The sequence below is a fragment of the Pseudomonas citronellolis genome (assembly GCF_001586155.1).
GTDB classification, from domain to species: domain Bacteria; phylum Pseudomonadota; class Gammaproteobacteria; order Pseudomonadales; family Pseudomonadaceae; genus Pseudomonas; species Pseudomonas citronellolis.
In genome coordinates this window covers 998,614-1,024,149 of sequence record NZ_CP014158.1, presented here as the reverse complement: position 1 = coordinate 1,024,149, position 25,536 = coordinate 998,614, and the positions used below count along the sequence as shown (strand labels likewise).

Below are 25,536 nucleotides of genomic sequence, written 5' to 3'. Positions count from 1 at the left end.
GGCTTATGTCATGATGGGGCACAACCCGCCGTTCAGGTCCCTCTCTTTCGTCTATGAACAAATCCCTAGCGCTGCTGACCGCCCTGCTGCTGCTCGGTGGCTGCCAATCCATGCTGCACAAGGAACCGGCGCCGAAACCGGCCAAGGACAGTGCGGCCAGCGCGGAGAAGGGCCGCAAGTACGGCTCCTTCAGCGAGGACACCCTGTACTCCCTGCTGGTGGCGGAGATCGCCGGCCAGCGCAACCGCTTCGACATCGCCCTGGCCAACTACGTCGACCAGGCGAAGCAGACCCAGGACCCGGGCGTGGCCGAGCGCGCCTTCCGCATCGCCGAGTACCTGGGCGCTGACCAGGAAGCCCTGGACACCTCGCTGATCTGGGCCAAGGCCGCCCCCGACGACCTCGACGCACAGCGCGCCGCCGCCCTGCAGCTGGCGCGCACCGGCCAGTACGACGAATCCATGGTGTACATGGAGAAGGTCCTCAACGGCCAGGGCGACACCCATTTCGACTTCCTCGCCCTGTCCGCCGCGGAAACCGACGCGGACACCCGCGCCGGCCTGCTGCAAAGCTTCGACCGCCTGCTGAAGAAGTACCCCGACAACGGCCAGCTGCTGTTCGGCAAGGCCCTGCTGCTGCAGCAGGACGGCCGCCCGCAGGAGGCCCTGAGCCTGCTGGAGAGCAAGCCGGCCAGCCGCCACGAAGTGGCGCCGATGCTGCTGCGCGCGCGTCTGCTGCAGAGCATGAAGCGCAGCGACGAGGCCCTGCCGCTGCTCAAGGCCGGCATCAAGGAACACCCGGACGACAAGCGCGTGCGCCTGGCCTACGCCCGCCTGCTGGTGGAGCAGAACCGCCTGGACGACGCCAAGGCCGAGTTCTCCGCCCTGGTGCAGCAGTTCCCCGACGACGACGACCTGCGCTTCTCCCTGGCCCTGGTGTGCCTGGAGGCCCAGGCCTGGAACGAAGCCAAGGTCTACCTGCAGGAACTGGTCGAGCGCGACAGCCACACCGACGCCGCGCACTTCAACCTCGGCCGCCTCGCCGAGGAGCAGAAGGACCCGGAAACCGCACTGAAGGAATACGCCCAGGTCGGCCCGGGCAACGACTTCCTCCCGGCGCAGCTGCGCCAGAGCGAAATCCTCATGGACTCCGGGCGCAGCGCCGAAGCCTCGCGGCGCCTCGCCGAGGCCCGCGAGCGCCAGCCCGACTACGCCATCCAGCTGTACCTGATCGAGGCCGAGGGCCTGTCCAACCGCAACCAGACCGACCGCGCCTGGCAGGTCATCGAGCAGGGCACCAAGCAGTTCCCCGACGACCTCAACCTGCTCTACACCCGCTCCATGCTGGCGGAGAAGCGCGACGACCTGGTGCAGATGGAGAAGGACCTGCGCCTGATCATCCAGCGCGAGCCGGACAACGCCATGGCGCTCAACGCCCTGGGCTACACCCTGGCCGACCGCACCACGCGCTACGACGAGGCCCGCGAGCTGATCCAGAAGGCCCACCAGCTGAACCCGGACGACCCGGCCATCCTCGACAGCCTGGGCTGGGTCAACTACCGCCTGGGCAACCTCGACCAGGCCGAAACCTACCTGCGCCAGGCCCTGGAGAAGTTCCCCGACCACGAAGTGGCCGCCCACCTGGGCGAAGTGCTCTGGGCCCGCGGCAAGCAGCGCGAGGCCCGCGAAGTCTGGAGCACCGCCCTGCAGAACCAGCCCGACAGCCCGGTGCTGCGCGACACCCTGCTGCGCCTGACCGGGTCCAAGACCCCCTGAGATTTCCCATGCGTCTGATTCACGTCCTTGGCGCCGCCGCCCTGCTCCTGCTCAGCGGCTGCGCCGGCTTCACCACCCAGGAAGCCCTGCAAGGCCAGGGCAACGCCAACAGCTGGAAGACCCACAAGGAACGCGTCGCCGCCCTCGACGGCTGGCAGATCGACGGCAAGGTCGGCATTCGCGCGCCCCGGGATTCCGGCAGCGGCACCCTGTTCTGGCTGCAACGCCAGGGCTACTACGACATCCGCCTGTCCGGCCCGCTGGGCCGCGGCGCGGCGCGCCTGACCGGGCGCGAAGGCGCGGTGACGCTGGAAGTCGCCGGGCAGGGCCGCTACCAGGCCGAGTCCCCCGAGGCCCTGCTGGAGCAGCAGATGGGCTGGCGCCTGCCGGTATCCCACCTGCTCTGGTGGATCCGCGGCCTGCCGGCGCCGGACAGCAAGAGCCGCCTGACCCTCGACAGCGACAGCCGCCTGGCGCGCCTGGAGCAGGACGGCTGGGACGTGGAGTACAGCAGCTACGCCCAGCAGGACGGCTACTGGCTGCCCGAGCGCCTGAAGCTGCACGGCGAGAACCTCGACGTCACCCTGGTGATCAAGAGCTGGCAGCCGCGCCTGCTCGGCCAGGCCCGCTGACATGCGCGAACGCCTGACCCTGCCGGCCCCGGCCAAGCTCAACCTGTTCCTGCACATCCTCGGGCGCCGCGCCGACGGCTACCACGAGCTGCAGACGCTGTTCCAGTTCCTCGACCACGCCGACGAACTGCACTTCGCCCCCCGCGAGGACGGGCAGATCCGCCTGCACACCGACGTCCCCGGCGTGCCCCACGACAGCAACCTGATCGTCCGCGCCGCGCGCCAGCTGCAGGAACAATCCGGCTGCCGGCTGGGCGCCGACATCTGGCTGGACAAGCACCTGCCCATGGGCGGCGGCATCGGCGGCGGCAGCTCGGACGCGGCCACCACCCTGGTCGGCCTCAACCACCTCTGGCAACTGGGCTGGGACGAAGACCGCCTGGCGGCCCTGGGCCTGGGCCTGGGCGCCGACGTGCCGGTGTTCGTGCGCGGCCGCGCGGCCTTCGCCGAAGGGGTGGGCGAGAAGCTCACGCCGGTCGAGCTGGAAGAGCCCTGGTTCCTCGTCGCCGTGCCGCAAGTCTTTGTCAGCACAGCAGAAGTTTTCTCCGATCCCGAGTTGACACGGGATACCGCGCCCATTAAAGTTCGCAGCCTTCTCGGGGTGGACGGTCGAAACGACTGTCAGACGGTCGTCGAGAAACGTTACCCAGCTGTACGTAACGCGCTGATGTCGTTGAACAAATTCACATCGGCCAGACTGACCGGAACCGGAGCTTGTGTGTTTGGGAGCTTCCCAAACCAGGGCGATGCTGATAAAGTTCGCCGCCAACTTCCGGCCACTCTGCCAAGCTTCGTCGCACGGGGTCGCAACATCTCCCTGTTGCATCGCAAGCTTCAAGAGCTGACCTGAGAAGGGATGCAGAGCATTCGGTTGTACGATACAGGGGCGTCGCCAAGCGGTAAGGCAGCAGGTTTTGATCCTGCCATGCGTTGGTTCGAATCCAGCCGCCCCTGCCATTAACCCCACGGGGGTTTGCGTACGACGGTAACCGAAGCGCTGCACAGCAAAATTCATAGGGGCGTCGCCAAGCGGTAAGGCAGCAGGTTTTGATCCTGCCATGCGTTGGTTCGAATCCAGCCGCCCCTGCCATATACAAAAAAGCTGTTCAAAAGCCACGGCCTTTGAACAGCTTTTTGGTTCATCAGGCCCACCCTCAGCCGGCAGGTACTGCGCGTGTCCAAGATGATGGTCTTCACGGGGAACGCCAACCCCGACCTGGCACGCCGAGTCGTGCGTCAACTGCACATTCCCCTCGGTGATGTTTCCGTCGGCAAGTTCTCCGATGGCGAAATCAGTGTCGAAATCAACGAAAACGTCCGCGGCAAGGACGTCTTCCTGATCCAGCCGACCTGCGCTCCGACCAACGACAACCTGATGGAACTGGTGGTGATGGCCGATGCCTTCCGCCGCTCCTCGGCCACTCGTATCACCGCGGTCATCCCCTACTTCGGCTATGCCCGCCAGGATCGCCGCCCGCGTTCCGCCCGCGTGGCCATCAGCGCGAAGGTCGTCGCCGACATGCTGACCGTGGTGGGCGTCAACCGCGTCCTCACCGTCGACCTGCACGCCGACCAGATCCAGGGCTTCTTCGATATCCCCGTCGACAACATCTACGGCTCGCCCGTACTGGTCGACGACATCGAGGACCAGCGCTTCGAGAACCTGATGATCGTCTCCCCGGACATCGGTGGCGTGGTGCGCGCTCGCGCCGTCGCCAAGTCCCTGGGCGTGGACCTTGCCATCATCGACAAGCGTCGTCCGAAGGCCAACCAGTCCGAAGTCATGCACATCATCGGTGATGTCGAAGGCCGTACCTGCGTACTGGTCGACGACATGGTCGATACCGCCGGCACCCTCGGCCACGCCGCCAAGGCTCTGAAAGAGCACGGCGCCGCCAAGGTCATCGCCTACTGCACCCACCCGGTGCTGTCGGGCCGTGCCATCGAGAACATCGAAGGTTCCGTACTGGACGAGCTGGTGGTGACCAACACCATCCCGCTGTCCGCCGCTGCCCAGGCCTGTGGCCGCATCCGCCAGCTGGACATCGCGCCGGTCGTGGCCGAAGCCATGCGCCGGATCAGCAACGAAGAATCGATCAGCGCCATGTTCCGCTGAGGAACAGGGCCTGACGAAAGCGCCCCGCCACGGCGGGGCAATTGAAGATTCGCCCGAACGCTGGTCGCAAGCGCTCGGGCGATCTTTTCATTGTGGAGATAGAGTAATGGTTGACTTTGTTCTGAATGCCCAAGCGCGTTCCGACCTGGGGAAAGGTGCGAGCCGCCGCCTGCGTCGTAACGCCGGCCTGGTTCCCGCGGTCATCTACGGTGGCGAGAAAGCCCCGGTTTCCGTGACCCTGGAACTGCGTGAAATCGCCAAACTGCTGGAAAACGAGGCTGCCTTCAGCCACGTCATCGCCCTGAACGTCGATGGCGCCAAGGAAACCGTGCTGATCAAGGCCCTGCAGCGCCATCCGGCCAAAGGCTTCGTCATGCACGCCGACTTCCTGCGCGTCGTCGCCGACCACAAGCTGACCGCTCACGTTCCGCTGCACTTCCTCAACGAGGAAACCGCAGTTGGCGTCAAGCAAGGCGGCGGTGAAGTTTCCCACGTCATTTCCGAAGTCGAAGTTTCCTGCCTGCCGAAAGACCTGCCGGAATTCATCGAAGTCGACCTGGCGAAAGTCGAAGTCGGTCAGATCGTTCACCTGTCCGACCTCAAGCTGCCGAAAGGCGTGGAACTGGTTCAACTGGCCCATGGCAACGACCTGGCTGTGGCCAACATCCACGCTTCCCGCGTAGTCAAGGAAGAAGGCGAGGAAGGCGCGGCCGAGTAATCGCTCGCTAGCCTCCCGCCTCAAGGAAAGGGCCCCCGTCGTGACCGCCGTGCAACTGATCGTTGGCCTGGGCAACCCAGGCCCGGAATACGAACAGACCCGGCATAACGCGGGGGCCCTTTTCGTCGAGCGCCTGGCCGACCGCGAACGCGTCAGCCTGAGCCCCGACAAGAAGTATTTCGGCCTGGTCGGCAAGTTCAGCCACCAGGGCCGCGATGTTCGTCTGCTCATCCCCACCACCTACATGAACCGCAGCGGCCAGGCCGTGGCGGCGCTCGCCGGGTTCTTCCGCATCCCGGTCGAAGCCATCCTGGTGGCCCACGACGAACTCGACATGCCCCCCGGCACCGCCAAGCTCAAGAAGGGCGGCGGCCATGGCGGGCACAACGGGCTGCGCGACATCATCGCCCAGCTCGGCAACCAGAACGGCTTCCATCGCCTGCGGCTTGGCATCGGCCATCCGGGGCACAGCAGCCTGGTCTCCGGCTTCGTCCTCGGCCGCGCCCCGCGCAGCGAGCAGGAGCTGCTGGACGCCAGCATCGATTCCGCCCTCGGCGTGCTGCCGGAAATGCTCGCAGGCGACTGGACCCGCGCGATGCAGAAGCTGCACAGCCCGAAGGCCTGACCCGTCTCGCCAGAGGTACACAGCATGGGCTTCAACTGCGGCATCGTCGGCTTGCCCAACGTCGGCAAATCCACCCTGTTCAACGCCCTGACCAAATCGGGTATCGCGGCGGAGAACTTCCCCTTCTGCACTATCGAGCCGAACAGCGGCATCGTGCCCATGCCCGACGCGCGCCTCGACGCCCTGGCGGCGATCGTCAAGCCCGAGCGGGTGATCCCCACCACCATGGAATTCGTCGACATCGCCGGCCTGGTGGCGGGCGCCTCCAAGGGCGAGGGCCTGGGCAACAAGTTCCTCGCCAACATCCGCGAGACCGACGCCATCGCCCACGTGGTGCGCTGCTTCGAGGACGACAACGTCATCCACGTCAGCAACAGCGTCGACCCCAAGCGCGACATCGAGATCATCGACCTCGAACTGATCTTCGCCGACCTCGACAGCTGCGAGAAGCAACTGCAGAAGGTCGCCCGCAACGCCAAGGGCGGCGACAAGGAAGCGGTGGCGCAGAAAGCCCTGCTGGAAAAGCTCATCGCCCACTTCACCGCCGGCAAGCCCGCGCGCAGCCTGGTCAAGGACATGGCTGACGAAGAGAAGCGCCTGGTGCGCGGCTTCCACCTGCTGACCAGCAAGCCGGTGATGTACATCGCCAACGTCGCCGAGGAAGGCTTCGAGAACAACCCGCACCTGGACGCCGTGCGCGCCATCGCCGAAGAAGAAGGCGCGGTCGTGGTGCCGGTGTGCAACAAGATCGAAGCAGAAATCGCCGAACTGGACGACGACGAGGAGAAGCAGATGTTCCTCGAGTCCATGGGCATGGAAGAGCCGGGCCTGAACCGCGTGATCCGCGCCGGCTACGAACTGCTCAACCTGCAGACCTACTTCACCGCCGGAGTGAAGGAAGTCCGCGCCTGGACCGTGCGCATCGGCGCCACCGCCCCGCAGGCCGCCGCGGTGATCCACACCGACTTCGAAAAAGGCTTCATCCGCGCCGAAGTCGTGGCCTACGACGACTTCATCCAGTACAAGGGCGAAGCCGGCGCCAAGGAAGCCGGCAAATGGCGCCTGGAAGGCAAGGACTACATCGTCAAGGACGGCGACGTGATGCACTTCCGCTTCAACGTCTAAGCCCCCGGCAGCGCCCCAGGGCGCCCGCCAGCAAGCCGAAAAGGCCCCGCGCACCCCGCGGGGCCTTTTTCGTTCCCGCCCTACCGCTCGTCCCGCTAAACGCTTGAAAGAACAGAAAAATATCTAACCAAAGGGGGTTGACAGCCCCCCGAAAGATCCGGAAAATGCGCGCCACTCGGCTACATAGCTCAGTCGGTTAGAGCGCAGCATTCATAATGCTGATGTCCCAGGTTCAAGTCCCGGTGTAGCCACCATTATTTTCAAGGGGTTAGCGAAAGCTAACCCCTTTTCTTTTGCCTGTGGTGACTACGAAGTGACTACAGCGTGCCTACCGCCTAGCCTTTCCAGGGATCAATCAGCGGAACACCGAAGCTTTCGAAGTGCCGGACATTCCGCGTGGCGATCTGCGCGCCATTCAACCTGGCAATCGCGGCAATCTGCCCATCCGCCATATCAGCAATCTTGCCTCGCGCTTCGCTCGCAGCAACCAGTTCGGCATAGTGCACCGCTGCATCGGTATCGAACGGCAGGATGTTGCCGGAGAAGTCTTCCTCGAACATTGCGAGGGCCAGGTCATGGAGGGCCTGCTTACGCTTCCCATCGGGCATCCTGGCTATGCCGTAGAGAATTTCTGCCACAGTGATCGCACAGATGTGCAAGTCATCCACAGACTGGGCATCGAGCCAGGCCACCACTGCCGGATCCGGCTTGGGCCTCATCAATTCCGAAAGCACATTGGTGTCGAGCAGAATCATTCGTCAAAGTCCGCAGCCCGAGCCTTGGTCTTGCGCGCCGGTAGCTCGATTTCAGCGCCACCCACGGAAGCAAAGCGAGCATGGATTCGGCTACCCAGCCCTCCCCGCTTCTCCCCCTTGGAGAGCGCCTGAGCGAGGATGATCCGCACTTCCTCCTCCATCGAGCGACCGTGGCTGGCGGCAACCACGCGAAGCTTGGCTTTGAGATCTTCATCCAGGTTTCTAATAGTGATGCTGGCCATAATCGCCTCCGACGCAATCAATGAAATCACTGATAGCATACTAGGGCTCATCCCATTACACCAACGGTTCCTGACAATGTTCACAGCTCATCCAGAGAAACCTCCCGAGACGGCTCGTTCACTCGCTTCTCAACGATTCGGCATAGCTCCATATCGTCTTCAGCTTCGTCGATATCTGCTGCATCCAGTTGATGCTCCGACTGCACAAGGGGTGATAGACGCATGGCGGACTCCAGATGCTCCGGCGACAGGTGTGCATAACGCATGGTCATGGTGATGGAGGAATGCCCGAGAATGCGCTGCAACGTCAGTATGTCGCCTCCGCCCATCATGTAATGACTAGCGAAGGTATGCCGTAGGATGTGTGTCATCTGGCCGGGCGTGTGGAAACCGCAACGCCGGTATGCACTGCGAAAGGCAGCACGGCAGGACATGAACAGGCGACCAGTACCGGGTACGCCCCGCTTTCTGAGTCGCGAGCGGCTTACTCATCGTCGTAATCCCCTTGGCAGAAGATTGACTTGCCCCGCTCCAGATCGCGGCGTATGCGCTGGAGGTTGATGACGCGGCGGCGGACGATCTTGGCGGTGGGGATGGTCTTGGTCTCGACCCAGCCGCGCACCACGCCCTCGGTGATCTCTTCCAGGCCTAGCATCTGGGCGAAGACCGCCTGGGAGCAGAATGGAGCGGTGCGAAAATCAGAGATTTTCTCGGCGGCTCCGGTGACGGTGAACCCCACTATTCCAGACTCTTCCATGGGTTTACCCTATAATCGATTCAAACAGTGAAATCACATAGTTGAGTCAAGCTATTTGAATAGGCTATAGAGAAGTCGCTTATCCCATTCAAGTTATTTGAGCAAAATACTTATACAAAATGAGCACTACAAACGAGCGCGTTAGACGAATCGCGTCTATGGCAGGTATGGATAGGCTAGTGCGCGAAACCCCCATCGGGTCGAATAGATGGAGGACCGTGCTCTATAACAAGGACGTCCGGATCAGCACTGAAGAGATCGATGTGCTGGGCGGCTTGTATCCGCAATACCGTTGGTGGATGGTGAGCGGCGAGGTCGCGCCGGAGATAGGACAAACGAGTCCAGAATATGACGAGGCCAATCGAAACTTGACCGGACAAAATGCGGGATAGCGATTACACAGGAAGTAGCTAGGCGCTGGTATTCCCGAGTAGACAAGGAAAGTCAATATCATGGCACCCAAAATTCTTATTTCGGCAGATAGTAACCAAGGATTGGAAATAGAAATTCTTGGCAGAAATCCCGATACTAAACCCTCAACAAAAAAACAGAATTTCAAAATCAACGAATTAAACGAGACTTAATTATGTGGGAATCATTAGGCTTCAGAGAAAGCCCCTACAACACGGACCCCCTGAAATCTCGAAAAGAAGATGTTGAGCTTTTAGTCGGACGCGAAAAAGAGTCTATAGAATTCTGTACACAACTCGAAACCGACAGGAAAGGTGTTCTGATACTCTCCGGTGCGCCAGGCGTCGGAAAAACGAGTTTCTTTAACGTTCAACAATATCTTTTAGAAAGTCAAGAAGCAATTATAGGTCCTCATGCACTAGCATCACGAAAACTATGCCCTATACAACCTGGCGACGACGTTAGGACCATTGCAGTACGAGCGCTCGACTCCCTGCACAAGTCAATTGAAGAATGGTGCAGAATCAAAGGCCAACTGATTCCAACCGAAACCAAGAAAATCGGAAAGTGGCTAACTGGTGCTAATACAGGATTCGACTTTGGGATTCAGATTTTTGGCAACGGAGGAAACATTGGACGAAGTGTCGACCTACCGAGCCTCGCAGACGCTTCTTTCGAATCAATCGTTAACGCAATCGAAGCATTAGCTTCAGAAGCCGCAGCGACCCTCGGATTTGAATGCTCAATTATAACTTTAGACAACCTTGAGAATCTGAAAGAAGATCAGCTAAAAGCGATGCTTATTTCCTTCAGGGACACACTATTCAGCATCCCAAACTTATGGTGGGTACTCATCGGACAAAGCGGACTTGGAAGCCTAATCCAATCCCTTGACCCTAGAGTATTTGAGCGCACAACAGGGTCGGGAATTGAGATCACCCCTATTGAGCTTGACGAGTTAAACTCTGCAATATCAGCACGAGTAAAGAAGTTCCACAAATCCCAAAATGGAACTGCCCCTCTAACTATCGATACTCACAAAATGCTATTTGAAGCATCCTACGGAGAAATGCGATTCGTCTTCAAATACAGCAATTCAATCTGTACAAAATTCGTAGAGAAAATTCGCCAAGTCGTCCTTGAAAAAAACAAAACAGCCAATAGACGAGCCTTGAATGAATACCTCGATCAAGCAATTGGCAAGCAGATGATTAACGACCAAATCGATCACAGTCTCTGCGTCAGCTACTTAAGACAGATTGTAGAGTCAGAGATTAAAGGCTTGTCTCTTAAGCCAAAAGAAAAAATTGTCCTTCACCAAATTGGTGAAAAAGGAAAAGCCAGACCAAGCGAGTTCAAAGACTTTAACTTCAGAACTTTGCAAGATTTTTCCAGCAATTATCTGACTAAACTTTATGGTATGAACCTCCTTGTACGAGAGCAGGAGGGGAAAGCAGTAAACTACCGACTCAGAGGCATTGCAAGACTGGGCCACTCATACGGTCTTTTCACAGAAAAAGCCGGAAAATAGCGCTTTGATGTCTGAGTCAGTGGTGACTACATCATAGCGCCAGCGTGAAACAGCGAGGTTGAACCAGCTATCAGCCCCTCGGAAGGCCCCGATTCATGGGGCTTTAGGGTGAGACGTGGGGTGTCTCATGCGATTCATAATGCTGATGTCCCAGGTTCAAGTCCCGGTGTAGCCACCATTATTTTCAAGGGGTTAGCGCAAGCTAATCCCTTTTCTTTTGGGCGGCGATTACAAAGCGTCAGCAACCTGGCCCTCCCTCTCGCGCCCTCAAGTCCCACCGCATCCCGCTGTTCATTTAAGTAAGCGATGCGTTGGCTCAGCGAAGGTACCTGATCCTGGCTCCGCTCCCCTCACCCCAGCCCTCTCCCGGAGGGAGAGGGGGCCGTTGGAGCTGCCGGAAACTCCAGAGTCATCCTGAACACGCAGTGCCATCTGGACGGCAGGCGTGGCCGGCAAGTCCAATCGCGGACGAAGTCCGCTCCTACGCCCATGCTTCCCTGAACCGTAGGAGCGGACTCTGTCCGCGATTCGGCGTTATCCGCCCTACGGATTTCCCGAGAGCTTTAGGCGCTGGGAGTTCGGAGTCATCCTGATACTTTCATAGAGCCAGTAGTTCTAACCGTGAGTCGCTAGCTCGTACTGGCTCTGCAGGTTCATCCAGAACCCGGCTGAGGTGTCGAAGTAGCGGCCCAGCCGAATAGCCATATCCGCAGTGACGCCACGGCGCTCGCGGACAATGTCTTTGACAGTCGGGACCGACACGTTCAAGGCGCGAGCCAGAGCGGCCGGAGTTATTCCCAGCGCCAGCTGAAACTCTTCACGCAGGATTTCCCCAGGATGAATGGGGCGCATGCCGTTGGTTGTCATGGTCCAGCTCCCTCAGTGGCAATCCACTATCTCTGCTCCATTTGAGCCAAGGAACGCGCCAGGCGGGCGGCATTGGCTGGGGACTTCAGCAGATGGACGGTTTCCATCAGGCCGTTGAAGCTATCGAGCGAAAGCAGCACAGCATCCGGCGCATCTCGACGAGAAATCACGATGAAATCCTCGCCACCGACAACATCTTCGATGAGCTTCTTCAGGTTGTTGTGGGCATAGGAGAAAAGGATGCATGGCGGACTCCAAGACTTCCGGGCAATAGCGCATCCCATGATGATCGAAGAGTGCCCCGGAATTCGCCGCAACGGCGGTATGCCCCCTCCCCCACTCCTGTAATGACAGGCGAAGGCATGCCGTAGGACGCAGCCCCGCCCATCGGCTCCCACTCCAGATACCCGAATTGTTTCACCCCGGGAAAAACTCCTTCGCGCATTCGTTAGCTAGCTAATGTTATCCCCGGACGCTACCTTTGCCTTCGCAGGTTCTTCCATTTCCCTGCCCTCCCATAGCCATTGCCCGCCCCCGCTCCGAGCGGGCGATGGCTTCTTTTTTCCCGCTTTTCAGGGCGTTTGTATGCGTTATCTCGTCCGCACGCTGATCGTGGTCTGTCTTTCCCTGCTGCTCGGGCTGGCGGCCCAGGAATGGACGTTGTTCGTCCAGGGGTTGCCCATGGGCGGAGGCTTGCGCGCGATGCTAACGGTGCTGCCCTTGTTGGCCGTGGGCAGCGGCTGCGCGGCCTGGCTGGCCGACCATCCCGAGCTGGGCTAGCCCTAGAGACGCTGCAGGACGCCTTCACCCACCACGCGAGTGGTTTCCAGGCCGTGGTCGAGGTGGCCTTCTTCGCGCAGGAAGCTTTCCACCGCGCGCTCGATGCGTGTAGCGCCGGTTTCGTCGTGCCAGTGGAAGCGCAGCAGCATGGCGGCGCTGAGGATGGCAGCCAGGGGATTGGCGCGACCGCTGCCGGCGATATCGGGGGCGCTGCCGTGGACCGGTTCGGCCAGGGCCAGTTGCTCGCCCAGATTGAGCGAGGGCGCCAGGGCCAGGCCGCCGCCCCAGTGGCTGGCGAGGTCGGAGAGGATGTCGCCGAACAGGTTGCTGGTGACGATCAGGTCGAAGGCTTCCGGGCGCTCCACCAGTTGCAGGGCCGCCACGTCCACCAGGCGCTCGTCGAGCACGTCGCCCCAGCCTTCGGTGGCCAGCAGGTCGCGGCAGGTGTCGCGGAACAGGCCGCAGGTCAGCGGCAGGACGTTGGCCTTGTGCACTAGGGTGATGCGCCGCGCCTGGCGTTGCCGGGCGATGCGCGATGCGGCCTGGGCCAGGCGCGTGCAGGCGGCGCGGCTGATCACCCGCTCGGCGATGGCCACGCCGTCGGCCTCCCAGTGCTCGCGGCCGCTGTACAGGCCTTCGCTGTTCTCGCGCAGGATCAGCAGGTCGACGCCGGCGTGGGGCGATACCACCGGCCAGGTGCGCACCGGGCGCAGGTTGAGGTACAGGCCCAGTTCCTGGCGCAGGCGCAGGATGGCGCTGCGGTAGCCTTCCACCTTGTGGCTGGGCGAGGACACCGCGCCGAACAGCCCGGCTCCGCATGCCCGCAGCGCTTCCAGGGTGGCTTCGGGCACCGAGGTGCCGTGGCGCTGGAAGCACTCCCAACCCGCCTCTGCTTCGCGCAGGCGCAGGTCAGGCAGCAGTTTCTGCAGTACGGCCACGGCCGGCGGCACGACCTCACGGCCGATGCCGTCGCCGGGGATCACGCAGAGTTCGCGCATGCTCGCCTCTTCGTCAGTCACCTATCCCTATCTTCGGTCTGCCCGGCGCGCCCGGCGAGGCGGGCCGGACGACCGGCACGGGGCGGCTCAGGCCTCGCCCATGGGGCGCAGGCGGTACTGCGGCGGCAGCTGGTCGAGGCCGCTGACGGTGACGTTGAGGTTCTTCCAGCGGCCGTCCTTGATGCCGTAGATGCAGCCGTGCACCGACAGCGACTGGCCGCGATGCCAGGCGTTCTGCACGATGGTGGTGTGGCTGACGTTGGCCACCTGCTGGATGACGTTCAGCTCGCACAGGCGGTCGACGCGCTCTTCCTCGCTGGCGAACTGGGACAGGTGGTCGCGGTACTCGTAGGCGAGGTCGCGGATGGTCCGCAGCCAGCCGTCGATCAGGCCGAACTGCTGGTCCTGCAGCGAGGCGCGCACGCCACCGCAGCCGTAGTGGCCGGTGACCAGGATGTGTTTCACCTTGAGCACGTCCACCGCGTACTGGATCACCGACAGGCAGTTGAGGTCGGTGTGCAGCACCACGTTGGCGACGTTGCGGTGGACGAACAGGTCGCCGGGCAGCATGCCGACGATCTCGTTGGCCGGCACCCGCGCATCGGAGCAGCCGATCCACAGGTATTCCGGTGCCTGCTGGCGGGCCAGCTTGGCGAAGAAGTCAGGGTCCTCGCGATTGATTGCTTCGGCCCAGCGGGCGTTGTTCTCGAACAGTTGTTCCAGGTCGCTCATGGTGGCTCCTCCTCTGCGGCTGGCGCACCTTACGTAACGCCGACAGCCTTTGACAAGCACTATGGCTCAAGGCGTGGCGTGCTGCCGCCACCAGCGCGGCAGGCGCGGCTCCAGTTGCCCGGCGAGTTGCTGCCAGGCGGCGTGCCAGGCCTCGGCTTCGGCGGCCAGGTGCGCCCAGTCGGGGTTGCGGCGGTCCAGCGCGGCGAGTTGCTCGGCCTCAAGCCAGGCGTGCCCGGCGCGCAGGGCGGCGGCGAATTCGGCATCCACCAGGGCGCGGCGGTGCACCGCTTCGAAACGGCACCAGAGGGATTGCTCCAGCGGCTCGTCGGCCTTGCTGAGCAGGCTGGCGCCGGCGGCCGCCTCGAAGCCCAGCGGCTGGAACAGCGACAGGCACGGCGCCGAGGTGCCGGTGGCGGCCAGGCGCGGGCCGTCCGGGCCCAGGCGGGCGATGAGGCTGGCGGTGGTCTGCGAGGGGCGCCAGAAGCTGCCGGCGTGCATGCACACCTGGCGGTTGTCGTGGCGGGTGAAGTTGTGGTCGCGCCGGCCATGGTTGCGCAGGGCGACCACCAGGGCCTCCCAGCCGGGCTGGCGCGGGCAGCTGGCGAGGAACTCCTGGTTCATCCGCCGGCGCTGGTGCGCCCCGGCCACCCAGGGCAGCAGGCGGCCGTCGAAGGCGCGGGCGAAGTGGAAGTCGCCGCGGCCGTTCCAGCAGCCCAGGCGCCGGGCGTGAGCCGGCAGGTCGTGGCTGCACAGGTCGTATTCGTGGCCGATGCTCAGGGCGTTGGAGATGGCGCAGCGCTCCACCCGCCGCGCCGCCCACAGGCGGCCGGCGGTCTCCAGCACCCAGGCCTCGCCGGCATCGGCGATGACGAAGCTGTTGTCGTAGCGCAGGCGCTTGTTGCGAAAGCCCGCCGGCCCGCCCTGGCCGTGGCGTTCCAGCAGGCCGATGATCACTTCCAGGGCTTCTCGCGCGCTGGCGCCGCGCTCCAGGCCCAGGCGCACCAGGTCCATGCCCAGCAGCGCCTCGCCGGTCTGGTCCAGCAGGCGGGTGAAGACCGCTTCGTTGCCGATGGCCACGCCGTGCTCGTTCACGCCCATTTCCGCGCCCCACAGCCAAGCGGGCTGGCTGAGGATGACGGCATGGCGGTCGGCGACCTGGGGAATCTCCAGGTAGGTGGCGCGCATCTGCCTGGCCGTATCGCCGCGCACCGCGGGCAGGCGCAGCAGGCGCTGGGGTTCGGAGGGTTCGCGGTCGCTGTTCTTGGCGAACCAGGTGCAGCCGTCGGCGCGCAGGACGAGGGTGTCACACATGCACGCCCTCCTGCCGCGCGCCGGCGGCATGTGAGGCGGGAAGCGGATGACGACGGGCAGGCGCCGCCGCTGCAGCGGTTGGCTTCATGTCGCGACCTTGTTCTTGTTATCGATCGCCAGCCTACGCCTGTGCGCGGCGGCCGGATATGGCCTGGATGACGGTCAGTCGAGCAGCGTGCAGGCCATCACCAGGGCGTCCTCGCGCCCGCCCACCGCCGGGTAGTAGCCGCGCCGGCGGCCGATCTCGTTGAAGCCGAAGCGCTCGTATAGGCGGTAGGCGCTCTGGTTGGTCTCGCGCACCTCCAGGAAGCACTCCCGCGCGCCCAGCTCGCCGGCCCGCGCCATCAGGTGTTCGAGCAGGCGCAAGCCGAGGCCGCGGCCCTGGCTTTCCGGCTTCACCGTGATGTTCAGCAGGTGCGCCTCGTCGAGGATGATCTGGATGACGCCATGGCCGACCTGCTGGGTGCCTTCGAACATCAGCCAGCAATCGTAGCTCTTCAAGCCGTCGGTGAAGATGCCGCGGGTCCAGGGGTGGCTGAAGGCGGCGTATTCGATCTTGAGCACGGCGTCGAGATCCGCCTCGGTCATCGGGCGGAAGGAAATGGCGTCGGTCATTCTGCGTCCTGGTCCAGCCAGCGCTGGCGCACCCGGCGCATGGCACGCCACAGTTCGCCCTTGAGGGCGGGTTCGTCGCTCAGCCGCTCCAGGCCGGGGATGGCCCAGGCCACGCCCAGTTCCTCGATCTGCAGCTCGCGCAGCATCGCCTCGTCGTCCGCCTCGCCGGCGAAGCGCACGGCCGGCCGGCCGACCAGCCACAGGCAGCGGCACGGGCCGCTGTCTTCCAGGCGCGCGGCGACGAAGCCCTGGACGAACTCGCGGGCCGCCTGCGGGCCCTGGTCCATGTTGCCGCCGGAAAGCAGCGGCCAGCGCACCGGCTCGCCGAGCAGTTGCGGGCTGTCCGGCAGGCCGGCGGCGCGCAGCAGGTCCTTGAGCAGCAGGTAGGCCGGGTCGCGGCTGGCCAGGGGCTCGCCGGTAGGCAGCTCGACCAGCAGCGCGCAATCGCCGGCGCGCAATAGTTGCAGGCTGAAACGCGGCGGCGGCTCGACCGGCGCACGGGGCGCAGGCGCCTCGGCTTCGGCGGGCACTTCTGCGGCCACCGGCGTGCGGGCCTGGGCGGCGGGGCGCGGCACCACCACCGGGATCGAGGGCCGGGCCTCGGCCGTCGGCGCCGGTTTCTCCGGCGCGGCGGCCGGCGTGCGGGCGGTTTCGGGCACGGCGCTCGGCGCCGGGGCCTGGACGGGCTCCGGCGCTTCCAGCAGCTGCGGGCGCGAAGGCGCGGCGAAAGGCAGCACCACGCGCGGCAGCCAGGAGGCGACCTGCATGGCGCCAAGGTAGGCGCGGCGGCGGGCTTCTTCGATCAAGAGTCCTGTACCTGTGGGCATCCTGCGGGCGCAGGGCTAAACGCAACGGAGCGGAATTGTCGCGTGAAACGCGCCCGACGGAAAGGCCGGCCGGCGGATGGGCCGCTCAGCAGCCCTTGTTCATGCCGACGCAGGTGTCCTGGCGGGGGATGCCGTTGAAGGCCTGGTTGAAGTCGATGTTGATCGGCGAAACCAGGTTGCCGTTGGCGTCGCGGTACTTGGGCATGTTCATGAAGGCGCCCTTGAGCGCGGTGATCATCTGCCCGGAGTCCATGTCGCGCCACTGCACGTCCTGGCTCTGCAGGGAGATGAAGAAGCCCTTGGCGGCGCCGGCCAGGCCGGCCTGGCTCAGGTCGCCCACCGGTAGCGACTGGAACTGGCTGAGCTTGAAGCAGGTGGTGATGCCGAGGATGGCGCAGCTGTTGGAGGTGAACAGCCCGGTGACGATGTCCGTCCACAGCGGCACGCAGCCGTTGGTGCAGTCCAGCCGCGAGCCGTTGGTCATGCCGGCGTAGGTGCCGCGCACCGGGTCGCTGGCGCCGCCGGAGGTGACCAGGCCGGCATCCGCCTCCACCGTGCTGCTGCGGTAGATGCCCGCCAGGCCGAGCAGCAGTTGCTGCCCTACCGTGGCCTTGTTGTAGATGGCGTCGGCAGTGCCCTTGATGTGCACCGGAATGTTCCCGGTCAGCGACTGGATGTCGCCGGAAAGCACGCCCTTGGCCTGGTTGAAGCCGATGCGCACGCCGACCATCTTGTTGCCGTCGTAGGCGAACTCGACGTAGGGATCGACGATGGTGAAGGGGTTGATCTGCCCGGTCTGGTTGTTGACCGTGCCCAGGGCGAAGTTGTTGATGGAGATGTCCGCGCTGTTGGCGGCTTCGCCGGCGCGGTCGTAGAGGCCGAGCTGCAGCTTGTTCATGTTCAGCTGCGTTTCCACCGTGGCGCCGATGTTCAGGCGGGTGTAGTTGATGCCCGCGGCGGCGTCGGTGGCCAGGTTGATGAAGGCCTGGCCGGTGACGTCGGACAGCTGGCTGTCGCTCAGCGCCCGCAGCTCGGCGTTCGCGCCGCCGGCCAGGCACAGCAGCACGCCGGCCAGCAGCAGGCGCCGTATGGAAAGGAAGGTCATGGGTTTTCCCCCTGGAGCTTGGTCCCGGCCATGGGCGCTCCCCTCATCGGGCCGGGACCTGGAACAGGTTGAGGTTGCCCTGCACGTGCAGCACGCCGTCGACGCGGGCGCTGAGCAGGTCGGTCTGCACCAGGCCGGCGTCGGTGCTGCGGGCCTTGTTGGCGCCGGCCAGGGTCAGGCTGATGTTGTCGAAGTTGACGTCCTTCAGGCCGACCCGCAGGACCTGGCGGTTGAAGGCGGCGCCGTCGCCGCCGAAGCCGCTGTTGATGGAGAGGATGTCCACGGTGACCTCGTCGAAGCTGAAGGTCCCGCTGATGTTGTCCAGCACCAGGAAGTTGTTGCCGCTGCCCGCCGGCTGGATCGCCACCCGCGCGCCGCAGCCGCCCGGGCAACGGGTGATGCCGGGGGTCTTCTGGATGTTGACCGTGACGCCCAGGCTCAGGCCGTCCTGGCCCACTACCAGGCCGAGGTCGTCGTCCGGCAGGGTGCGCAGTTCCGCCTGGGCGAGCGGGCCGGCCAGCATCGCCAGCAGGGCGACGGCGGCGGCCCGGAGCCGGCGGCGGGGCGGAAGCAGCGGTGGAAAGCTCATCGTGCCGTGCTCCGTCAGAGGTTGTGGGAAGTGACTTTGAGGTAGTTGAAGCTCAACCCGGACAGCTCGCTGCGCCCCAGGTTGACGCCGCCGGTCGGCACCGCGCCGTAGGAGGCCCGGGTGCCGCCGATGTTCAGGTTGTCGATCACCAGGCTGGTGCGCGGCGCGTTGGCGTAGAAGTCCGCGGCGTTGGCCGCGGTCAGCATGGGCAGCTCGAAGGTGAAGTTGCCGTCGGCGGTCACCGACAGCAGCAGCGGCTGGGACTTGCCGTAGCCCAGGGCGACGCTGGCGTAGGCGTTGGTCAGGTAGACGCTGCGCGCGGCCTTCTCCGCCGCGCTGGCGCAGTTGGCGTTGCCCGCGGCGCAGGAAAGGATGTCGAGGGTCTTGGCGTAGAGGTTCAGGCGCAGTTCGCCGACCAGTTGGCTGCGCGCGCTGGAGCCCCACAGGCGCAGGTAGCTGCCGTCCATCGCCAGGTCCTGGAAGTCCAGGGCCAGCACGTCGGTGCGGGTGCCGCCGCTGACCGGCACGGTGAAGTCGAAGCGCGCGCCCAGGTCGACCTTCTCGCTGGCGCGGCTCGAACAGCCGCTGCCGGCGCCGGCGTAGCCGCTGATGCAGGGCTGCCCGGCGTTGTTGGCGATCAGCGGCGGGAAGGCCAGTTCGAGCACGTCGGCGTCGCTGGGCAGGGTGTTGACCACGCGGCCGTCGGCGAGCTGGGTGGTGAGCACCGAGCCCTTGGCCAGGTTGAGCTTGAAGGGGTAGGTCAGGCGGCCGATGGTCACCGGCTGCAGGTTGCTGCCGTGGTTGCTGCCGGTGGCGCCCAGGTAGAGGTTGCGCACCGCGATGGAGACGTCCTTGCCGTTGGGGTCTTTCAGCCCGGTGATGTTGGTGGTGGCCTTGCTGCCGTCGATCATGGCGTTGTCCACCACGAAGCCGATGCCGGCGCCCTGCACGTCGGACAGCTGCTCGTCGTCCAGGGCGACCATGTCGGCGCGCGCCGCCAGGGCCATCCAGGCAAGGCAGGCGCCGGTCGCCAGCGCAATGCGGGCGGGGCGCGGAAGGCTGATACGGCTGCTGGCCATGGCCACCTCTTGTTCTTTTCTCGTTCGCCGACCAAGGGGCAAAAGCCCTGTCTGCCACTATAGGGAGTCGTCGGCCCTTGCGGCCCGACCCATAGTCGAGAATCGCCTGCTGGCAGGTGGCCGCCGTGTTACCCAAGGTCACACCGGCGTAACAGCCGCGTCAGCCGTGGCGGAACAGCCCGATCAGGTGCTCGGCGATGGCGCCTTTTATGGCCTCCAGGTTCAGCCGCGACTGCGCCTGCAGCTTCGCGCTGTTCAGCCGGTGCAGGTGCAGCGAGGGCATGCGCGCCTCGTACTCGCGCAGGTCGCCCTTGACCAGCACCGGCAGGAAGGGCTCGTCGCGCATGCGGTAGCGGCGGATCAGCAGCTTCAGGCCGTCCTGGAACGGCAGCTCGGCGGAGCCCACCAGGCGGTGCTCGCCGGGGATCTTCAGGTACAGGCCGCTGTGGCCCATGGTCTCGCCGGGCAGGATGTGGATGCCGGTGGGCTCCACGGCATCGGCGGGGATGTCGTGGAAGGTGTCGAACCAGGCCTGCTCGTTGGGCAGGATGGTGATGCCGCCCTCCTGGCTCTCCGGGATCACGAAGCTGTAGTTGCTGTAGAGCTTCTCCACGTAGGAGGAATAGATGCACAGGCGGTTCTCGAAGCGCCTGAGGAAGTCGATGGCCTCGCTGCGGTCGGTGATGGCGTCCAGGTCCCAGTCCAGGTCGTCCTGGCGCTCCAGTTCGGCCCAGCGGGCCTTGGCGAGTGCGGCGTCGTATGTCATGGCGGCAATTGGCTACTGACTGTCAGGGCCTGTTCCCGTTTCGTTCACGAGCGAACGAAACGAGAACAGGCCCTGGCCAACTGGCAGAAAACATGCCAGGAATTTCAGGGGGTTAACGCCGTTTTTCAGGGCCGTGGCGACATCCCTCACGGCGTAAACTGCCGCGTTTCGTCACCCCTTCCGCCGCGGGCGGACCTTTGCAGTACAATCGCCCCCTTTACCCGTCAACAGCGGCTACCCGATGATCGACCCCCGACGCGTACTGCGCGCCCTCGCCGAACACTGGGCCCTGCTCGAACCGCTCTGCGAGCGCTTCGACAGCGGCACCCTGGCCCTGGCGGAGCTGCGCCTGCAACTCACGGCGCAGCTGCCCGAAGGCAGCCCGGCGGACGTCACCGCCCTGCTCGACCAGTGGATCCGCCTGGACATCCTGGTGCCGGTGGCCAAGAGCCCCAACCGCTTCGAGCTGAACGCCCAGATCCACGACTTCCTCGCCTACCTGCGCCACGAGCACCGCCTGGGCCTGTGCCTGGAGATCGAGGCCTACCTGCGCCACCTGGAGCGCCTGGCCGGCTACATCCGCGACGCCTTCGAGGTGCGCGACGGCAACGACCTGGCGCGCCAGCTGCGCCTGCTCGACATGCGCGTGCGCGACGTGCTGAAGAAGCTGGCCAACGACGAACAGGCGCTGATCGCCGTGGCCGAGCGGGCCAAGACCAGCGACCGGCAGATTCCCCTGCGCCAGCGCTACGCCGAGGTCCTGGCGACCTGGGACGAGTACGTCGAACCGATGATCCAGCTGGTTTCCGCCGACGGCGCCTTCGAGCAGGGCGTGCGCCGCGTCGAGCAGGTGCTGCTGCGCCTGCTGGGCGAACAGCAGCGCCTGGGCCATCTGGTGGACGACGACCAGCTGCTGCGCACCCACGCGCGCATCCTGGAAATGCAGACCACCGCCCAGCTCACCCTGCGTCGCGCCCGCGAGCTGCTGCTGCCACTGCGCGAGGAAGCCCGCCGACACAACGCGATCACCCGCGGCGCCGCGCTGGCCCTGTCGGTGATCCGCCGCAAGGGCATCGACGCCGTGCCCCAGGCCTCCCTGCCGCTGTTCACCCGGCCGCAGAGCACCTTCCTCGGCAGCGCCTCGCAGGTGGAAAGCTACGTCTTCGCCCTGGCCCGCTTCGAGCCCAAGCCGGCGCACTTCCCCAAGGCGACCGGCAAGCGCGGCGGCGACGGCCCGCGCAACGCGCCACGCACCGCGCGGGAGATGCTCGAGCGCTGCCAGGCCGCCCTGCCGCTGCCGGACCTGATGGTCTGGCTGCTGCAGCAGGAGCCCGAGGGCGCTACCGACGAGCTGCTCTACTGGTTCTCGCGCCTGTCGCGCGACGGCCGCTTCCAGCGCGAGCGCCTGGAGCGCCGCGACTACGATACCGCCCAGCACAGCGTCAGCCTGTGCTCCTTCGCCCTGCTCGCCGCCCCGAGCGGCAAGGCCGACAAAGCGAGCGAACCCCATGCAAATTGATCTTTCCGAACTGACCCAGCTCGGGCCCATCTTCCGCGAGCTGTTCAAGGGCTTCCACATCAGCCGCCGCGACCCCGAGCTGTACAGCCAGCTGTCCAACCAGCAGGACCAGTACCGCGCGCTGTTCCGTTCGCTGGGCTTCGAGCTGGTCTGCGACACCCGCGGCTTCTACTACTTCGTCCCCGAGCAGATCGGCGCCCAGGTCAACAAGACCGCCCAGCGCCTGGCGCTGTTCACCTTCATCCTGGTGGAGCACCTGGCCGACCAGGGGCGCGACCCGCTGGCCGTGCTCGACGGCGGCAGCATCGGCCGCGACGAGCTGCCGCCGCTGCTGGAGAAGTACCGCGACCTGTTCCTGCAGGCCGAGGTGACCACCCAGGAGGAACTGGAAGAGAAGGTCATGCGGCGGATGACCCAGCTCGGCTTCGCCGCCGAGGACAACGGCGTGTACCGCTTCCTGCCGCCTGTGCACCGCTTCCTCGACGTCTGCCTGTCGGTGCAGCAGGACCGCGACCTGGCCGCCAGCCTGCACGCCAAGGACCTGGCCTACGTCGCCCCGGCCCTGGCCGAGGAGGACGAAGAGCCCATCGTCAGCCTGGAAGAACCCGCCGATCCGGCCACGCCGCTCATTGAAGAAGCGGAAAGCGAGGAAGACGCCCTCGCCCGCGCCATCGCCGAAGAACAAGCCGACATGGAGGCCCAGGCATGACCCAGGAACGCTACGGCATTCGCCGCTTCGCCCTGCTCAACACCGCCGGCTACAGCCTCGGCGTGTTCCCCCTGGAGCAGCCGCTGTCGGTCTACGGCGCCAACAACCTCGGCAAGTCCGCCTCGATCAACGCGCTGCAGTTCCCGATCCTGGCGCGCATGTCGGACATGAGCTTCGGCAAGTACAGCCTGGAAGCCTCGCGCAAGTTCTACTTCGCCACCGACACCAGCTACATCCTCATCGAGCTGGAACTGCCCCACGGCCGCCACGTCATCGGCTGCGGCGGGCGCGGTCCGGGCGGCGGCTTCGGCCACCAGTTCTTCGCCTACCAGGGCGAGCTGGACCTGGAGCACTACCAGAAGAACGGCACCTGCCTGCGCCTGCGCGAGCTGTACGCCAGCCTGGAGCGCGCCGGCCTGAAGGCCTACGAGCTCAAGCCCGACGAGCTGCGCCGGCTGCTGGTCGGCGGCCACACCTCGGTGCCGCTGGACCTGACGCTGATCCCGCTGCGCTCCACCAGCGAGCAGAGCCTGAAGACCTTCCGCTCGCTGTTTATCAACCTGCTGCACATGCGCGAAATCACCGCGGCCAAGCTCAAGCAGCTGTTCCTCGACGCCTTCGAGCACAGCCTGCGCTCGGGCAGCGTCGACTACATCGCCGCCTGCGAGGAAGCCTTCCGCGACGTGCGCCGCATGGAGGGCGACTACCAGGCCCTGGTCGCCGCCGGCCCGCTGGTCGAGGCGCTGGCCAACGGCGTGCAGCAGCGCGAATTCCTGCGCGGCAAGATGCACCGCCTCTCGCCGCTGCTCGACAACCTGCTGGGCACCTGGGAAGACTACGCCGGGGCGCGCAAGGAAGAGCTGGTGATCCAGGCCGAGCACTACCGCAGCGAGCAGGACGGCCTGCAGAACGAACAGCGCGGCGGCACCGCCGAGCTGATGCGCCTGGAGCGCGAGATCAGCGAGATCCAGCGCTGGATGGGTGAGCTGGCGGTGCTGAAGAACCGCTTCGCCCTGGTCGAGGACGCCAAGGTCCTGGAACAGCAGCTGCTCGCCGCCAAGGACGCCCACGACGAGCTGGCCGGCGCCCTGGCCCACTCGCGGCAGTTCTCCAGCGAAGACCTGGACGAGCGCGTGCGCGACCTGGAGAAGCGCGTGAAGAGCGTGCGCCAGCAGCTCGAACACGCCGACAACAACAGCTATGCGCGCCTGCGCGAGGAATTCTCGCAGCAGGACGTGGAGCGCCTGATGCGCCTGTTCAACGGCGCGCTGTTCAGCCTGCCGCTGGGCGACAAGGGCGTGAGCCTGGACGAGGAAGGCCAGTGGGTGGGCAGCGTCGAGAAGATCCTCGACGCCTTCAAGGGCGAGCGCTTCGAAGTGCCGGGCCTTGCCATCGACCTCTCGCACATCGAGCCGCCGGCGCTGCAGGCCCTGGCCGACCGCGCCGCCCTGCGCGACCAGAAGGAACGCCTGGAGAAGGAGCTCAAGCAGCTCAAGACGCAGCAGGCCGTGGCCGCCGACCGCAACGCCAGCAAGGCCCAGGCCGACAAGCTGTACCAGGACGTGCTCGACGCGCAGAAGGCCCTGGAAGACTTCCGCCGCAGCGAGACGCTGAGCGCCGAGGAACCGGCCAAGCTGGAAAAACTCGCGCAACTGGAAGCCACCCAGGACGAGCTCAAGCGCTCGGCCGACGCCTTCACCGAGCGCGTCCAGCAGCTCTCCGCCAAGCTGCAACTGGTGGGCCGCCAGCTGGCCGACCTGGAAGCCAAGCAGCGCACCCTCGACGACGCCCTGCGCCGCCGCCAGTTGCTGCCCGCCGACCTGCCGTTCGGCACGCCGTTCATGGAACCGGTGGACGACTCCCTGGACAACCTGCTGCCGCTGCTCAACGACTACCAGGACACCTGGCAGCAACTGCAGCGCATCGACGGCCAGATCGAGGCGCTGTACGCCCAGGTGCGCCTGAAGGGCGTGGCCAAGTTCGACAGCGAGGACGACCCCGAGCGCCGCCTGCAACTGCTGATCAACGCCTACGCGCACCGCACCGACGAAGCCCTGACCCTGGCCAAGGCGCGCCGTGCGGCAGTGACCGACATCGCGCGGACGCTGCGCAACATCCGCAGCGACTACGACAACCTCGAGCACCAGCTGGCGCTGTTCAACCGCGAGATCAACAAGCGCCAGGTGTCGAACCTGCAGAGCTTCCGCATCGTGCTGGCGCCGAACAAGGAAGCGCTCAAGCACATCGACCAGATCATCCACAGCGCTGGCCAGTACGAGGAAGGCGAGAACCTCTCGGTGTTCGACCTGACGCAGAGCGCCGAGCAGGATGCCAAGAACGAGGAAGCCAAGGACTACCTGTCGCGCCTGGTGGCGGCGAACAACAACCAGTTGGGCCTGAAGGACCTGTTCGAGCTGGCGTTCGAGATCACCAAGGTCGGCGGCCAGCCGATCGTCCACACCGACATCGACGGCGCCGCCTCCAACGGCACCACCATGACCATCAAGGCGCTGACCAACATGTACCTGTTGCTGCACCTGATGGACCGCGAGCAGGCCGGGCGCATCCGCCTGCCCTACTACCTCGACGAGGCCGCCGACATCGACGAACGCAACCAGGCCGCGCTGCTGGAAACCAGCCTGCAGCTGGGCTTCGTGCCGATCCTGGCGAGCGTCAAGCCGCAGGTCTCGGCGCAGGTGGCCATCGACCTGGAAGGCGGCAGCGGGCCCAACGGCATCTACATCGACGAGGCCGACTGGAAGTTCATCCGCCGCCGCGAACTGGCCGTCGACCACCCCGCCGCCACGGCCGAAGAGGCCGCGGAGCCGGCCTGAGCGCCCCCGCCGCCGGCGCGCAGCCGGCGGCGGCATTCATGAGCAGGCTATGGAGTTTGGCCGGAAAGGCCAGGTTACATATAATGGCTTGCATTCTCATTGGCGACACCACGGGAGT

Annotated in this window: 27 protein-coding genes, 3 tRNA genes and 1 pseudogene; 16 read left to right on the top strand and 15 right to left on the bottom strand. The window is 64.9% G+C overall.

Annotated features, from left to right (window positions below):
* Positions 1–53: 53 nt before the first annotated feature.
* The 10 genes from PcP3B5_RS04735 to PcP3B5_RS04690 all read left to right on the top strand — a co-directional run bounded on the left by PcP3B5_RS04735 (position 54) and on the right by PcP3B5_RS04690 (position 7,245).
* On the top strand, positions 54–1,775 hold the full coding sequence (locus PcP3B5_RS04735; protein WP_043273584.1) for a tetratricopeptide repeat protein: 1,722 nt from the start codon (positions 54–56) through the stop codon (positions 1,773–1,775).
* An 8-nt stretch (positions 1,776–1,783) separates the two neighbouring features.
* Positions 1,784–2,407: a lipoprotein insertase outer membrane protein LolB gene (gene lolB / locus PcP3B5_RS04730; RefSeq protein WP_009617438.1), complete on the top strand. Its 624-nt coding sequence runs from the start codon at positions 1,784–1,786 to the stop codon at positions 2,405–2,407.
* Between the two features lies 1 nt (position 2,408).
* Positions 2,409–3,257, top strand: coding sequence for a 4-(cytidine 5'-diphospho)-2-C-methyl-D-erythritol kinase (ispE, locus tag PcP3B5_RS04725; RefSeq protein ID WP_061560669.1), 849 nt, complete (start codon positions 2,409–2,411; stop codon positions 3,255–3,257).
* 32 nt (positions 3,258–3,289) lie between these two features.
* A tRNA-Gln gene (locus tag PcP3B5_RS04720) sits at positions 3,290–3,364 on the top strand.
* Positions 3,365–3,422: 58 nt separating this feature from the next.
* A tRNA-Gln gene (locus PcP3B5_RS04715) sits at positions 3,423–3,497 on the top strand.
* An 84-nt stretch (positions 3,498–3,581) separates the two neighbouring features.
* Positions 3,582–4,523, top strand: coding sequence for a ribose-phosphate pyrophosphokinase (locus PcP3B5_RS04710; RefSeq protein ID WP_024128138.1), 942 nt, complete (start codon positions 3,582–3,584; stop codon positions 4,521–4,523).
* A 106-nt stretch (positions 4,524–4,629) separates the two neighbouring features.
* Positions 4,630–5,241: a 50S ribosomal protein L25/general stress protein Ctc gene (locus PcP3B5_RS04705; protein WP_009617434.1), complete on the top strand. Its 612-nt coding sequence runs from the start codon at positions 4,630–4,632 to the stop codon at positions 5,239–5,241.
* A 40-nt stretch (positions 5,242–5,281) separates the two neighbouring features.
* On the top strand, positions 5,282–5,866 hold the full coding sequence (gene pth, locus PcP3B5_RS04700; protein WP_009617433.1) for an aminoacyl-tRNA hydrolase: 585 nt from the start codon (positions 5,282–5,284) through the stop codon (positions 5,864–5,866).
* Positions 5,867–5,890: 24 nt separating this feature from the next.
* Positions 5,891–6,991 (top strand): redox-regulated ATPase YchF, encoded by a 1,101-nt coding sequence (gene ychF, locus PcP3B5_RS04695; protein WP_061560668.1) that lies wholly within the window; start codon positions 5,891–5,893, stop codon positions 6,989–6,991.
* 177 nt (positions 6,992–7,168) lie between these two features.
* Positions 7,169–7,245, top strand: a tRNA-Met gene (locus PcP3B5_RS04690).
* Positions 7,246–7,326: 81 nt separating this feature from the next.
* On the opposite strand, the gene PcP3B5_RS04685 is transcribed toward PcP3B5_RS04690, so the two are convergent.
* The 4 genes and pseudogenes from PcP3B5_RS04685 to PcP3B5_RS04670 form a co-directional block, all read right to left on the bottom strand.
* Complete coding sequence (locus tag PcP3B5_RS04685) at positions 7,327–7,746, bottom strand: type II toxin-antitoxin system VapC family toxin (RefSeq protein ID WP_061560667.1); 420 nt, start codon at positions 7,744–7,746, stop codon at positions 7,327–7,329.
* A complete protein-coding gene (locus PcP3B5_RS04680) occupies positions 7,743–7,988 on the bottom strand; it encodes a FitA-like ribbon-helix-helix domain-containing protein (RefSeq protein WP_009617429.1) in 246 nt (81 codons plus the stop codon). The genes PcP3B5_RS04685 and PcP3B5_RS04680 overlap by 4 nt, the downstream gene beginning before the upstream one ends.
* Before the next feature lie 80 nt (positions 7,989–8,068).
* Positions 8,069–8,455 (bottom strand): annotated as a pseudogene (locus PcP3B5_RS04675) (tyrosine-type recombinase/integrase); the annotation flags it as partial.
* 17 nt (positions 8,456–8,472) lie between these two features.
* The gene (locus PcP3B5_RS04670; protein ID WP_058071543.1) at positions 8,473–8,745 is read right to left on the bottom strand and encodes a hypothetical protein; all 273 of its coding nucleotides are present in this window, start codon (positions 8,743–8,745) and stop codon (positions 8,473–8,475) included.
* Between the two features lie 218 nt (positions 8,746–8,963).
* Here PcP3B5_RS04670 and PcP3B5_RS30515 point away from each other — a divergent pair, with 218 nt between their 5' ends.
* Positions 8,964–9,137, top strand: a complete 174-nt coding sequence (locus tag PcP3B5_RS30515; RefSeq protein WP_306151184.1) for a hypothetical protein — start codon at positions 8,964–8,966, stop codon at positions 9,135–9,137.
* Between the two features lie 194 nt (positions 9,138–9,331).
* Positions 9,332–10,687, top strand: coding sequence for a P-loop NTPase family protein (locus PcP3B5_RS31300; protein WP_009617427.1), 1,356 nt, complete (start codon positions 9,332–9,334; stop codon positions 10,685–10,687).
* A gap of 615 nt (positions 10,688–11,302) precedes the next feature.
* Here PcP3B5_RS31300 and PcP3B5_RS04665 read toward each other — a convergent pair.
* Both PcP3B5_RS04665 and PcP3B5_RS04660 read right to left on the bottom strand, forming a co-directional pair.
* Positions 11,303–11,554 (bottom strand): HigA family addiction module antitoxin, encoded by a 252-nt coding sequence (locus tag PcP3B5_RS04665; protein WP_061560665.1) that lies wholly within the window; start codon positions 11,552–11,554, stop codon positions 11,303–11,305.
* A gap of 26 nt (positions 11,555–11,580) precedes the next feature.
* Positions 11,581–11,838, bottom strand: coding sequence for a type II toxin-antitoxin system Phd/YefM family antitoxin (locus PcP3B5_RS04660; protein ID WP_061563199.1), 258 nt, complete (start codon positions 11,836–11,838; stop codon positions 11,581–11,583).
* Between the two features lie 301 nt (positions 11,839–12,139).
* Between PcP3B5_RS04660 and PcP3B5_RS04655 the strand changes: the two genes are divergently transcribed.
* Positions 12,140–12,334 carry a hypothetical protein gene (locus PcP3B5_RS04655; protein ID WP_009617424.1) on the top strand — a complete coding sequence of 65 codons (195 nt, stop codon included), beginning with the start codon at positions 12,140–12,142 and terminating at the stop codon, positions 12,332–12,334.
* 2 nt (positions 12,335–12,336) lie between these two features.
* On the opposite strand, the gene PcP3B5_RS04650 is transcribed toward PcP3B5_RS04655, so the two are convergent.
* The 9 genes from PcP3B5_RS04650 to PcP3B5_RS04610 all read right to left on the bottom strand — a co-directional run bounded on the left by PcP3B5_RS04650 (position 12,337) and on the right by PcP3B5_RS04610 (position 20,356).
* Positions 12,337–13,332 carry an isocitrate/isopropylmalate dehydrogenase family protein gene (locus PcP3B5_RS04650; protein WP_061560664.1) on the bottom strand — a complete coding sequence of 332 codons (996 nt, stop codon included), beginning with the start codon at positions 13,330–13,332 and terminating at the stop codon, positions 12,337–12,339.
* 87 nt (positions 13,333–13,419) lie between these two features.
* Positions 13,420–14,064, bottom strand: a complete 645-nt coding sequence (gene can, locus PcP3B5_RS04645) for a carbonate dehydratase (protein WP_009617419.1) — start codon at positions 14,062–14,064, stop codon at positions 13,420–13,422.
* Positions 14,065–14,130: 66 nt separating this feature from the next.
* Positions 14,131–15,375 carry a C69 family dipeptidase gene (locus PcP3B5_RS04640; protein WP_061560663.1) on the bottom strand — a complete coding sequence of 415 codons (1,245 nt, stop codon included), beginning with the start codon at positions 15,373–15,375 and terminating at the stop codon, positions 14,131–14,133.
* A 162-nt stretch (positions 15,376–15,537) separates the two neighbouring features.
* Positions 15,538–15,990, bottom strand: a complete 453-nt coding sequence (gene rimI / locus PcP3B5_RS04635) for a ribosomal protein S18-alanine N-acetyltransferase (protein WP_009617416.1) — start codon at positions 15,988–15,990, stop codon at positions 15,538–15,540.
* Positions 15,987–16,796: a hypothetical protein gene (locus tag PcP3B5_RS04630; protein WP_061560662.1), complete on the bottom strand. Its 810-nt coding sequence runs from the start codon at positions 16,794–16,796 to the stop codon at positions 15,987–15,989. Before PcP3B5_RS04630 ends, rimI begins: the two co-directional genes overlap by 4 nt.
* Before the next feature lie 106 nt (positions 16,797–16,902).
* Entirely contained in the window at positions 16,903–17,922 is a 1,020-nt protein-coding gene (locus PcP3B5_RS04625; RefSeq protein ID WP_058071548.1) for a DUF6160 family protein, read from the bottom strand.
* Positions 17,923–17,965: 43 nt separating this feature from the next.
* Complete coding sequence (locus PcP3B5_RS04620) at positions 17,966–18,511, bottom strand: hypothetical protein (protein ID WP_061560661.1); 546 nt, start codon at positions 18,509–18,511, stop codon at positions 17,966–17,968.
* A gap of 14 nt (positions 18,512–18,525) precedes the next feature.
* Positions 18,526–19,590 carry a hypothetical protein gene (locus PcP3B5_RS04615; protein WP_009617411.1) on the bottom strand — a complete coding sequence of 355 codons (1,065 nt, stop codon included), beginning with the start codon at positions 19,588–19,590 and terminating at the stop codon, positions 18,526–18,528.
* Between the two features lie 160 nt (positions 19,591–19,750).
* Entirely contained in the window at positions 19,751–20,356 is a 606-nt protein-coding gene (locus tag PcP3B5_RS04610) for a hypothetical protein (RefSeq protein ID WP_009617406.1), read from the bottom strand.
* Positions 20,357–20,597: 241 nt separating this feature from the next.
* Here PcP3B5_RS04610 and mksB point away from each other — a divergent pair, with 241 nt between their 5' ends.
* From mksB to mksF, 3 genes are read left to right on the top strand one after another with little or no spacing between them, the layout of a single operon-like run.
* The gene (mksB, locus tag PcP3B5_RS04605; protein ID WP_061560660.1) at positions 20,598–21,875 is read left to right on the top strand and encodes an Mks condensin complex protein MksB; all 1,278 of its coding nucleotides are present in this window, start codon (positions 20,598–20,600) and stop codon (positions 21,873–21,875) included.
* The gene (gene mksE / locus PcP3B5_RS04600) at positions 21,865–22,584 is read left to right on the top strand and encodes an Mks condensin complex protein MksE (RefSeq protein ID WP_061560659.1); all 720 of its coding nucleotides are present in this window, start codon (positions 21,865–21,867) and stop codon (positions 22,582–22,584) included. Before mksB ends, mksE begins: the two co-directional genes overlap by 11 nt.
* A complete protein-coding gene (gene mksF, locus PcP3B5_RS04595) occupies positions 22,581–25,418 on the top strand; it encodes an Mks condensin complex protein MksF (protein WP_061560658.1) in 2,838 nt (945 codons plus the stop codon). Before mksE ends, mksF begins: the two co-directional genes overlap by 4 nt.
* Positions 25,419–25,536 lie beyond the last annotated feature (118 nt).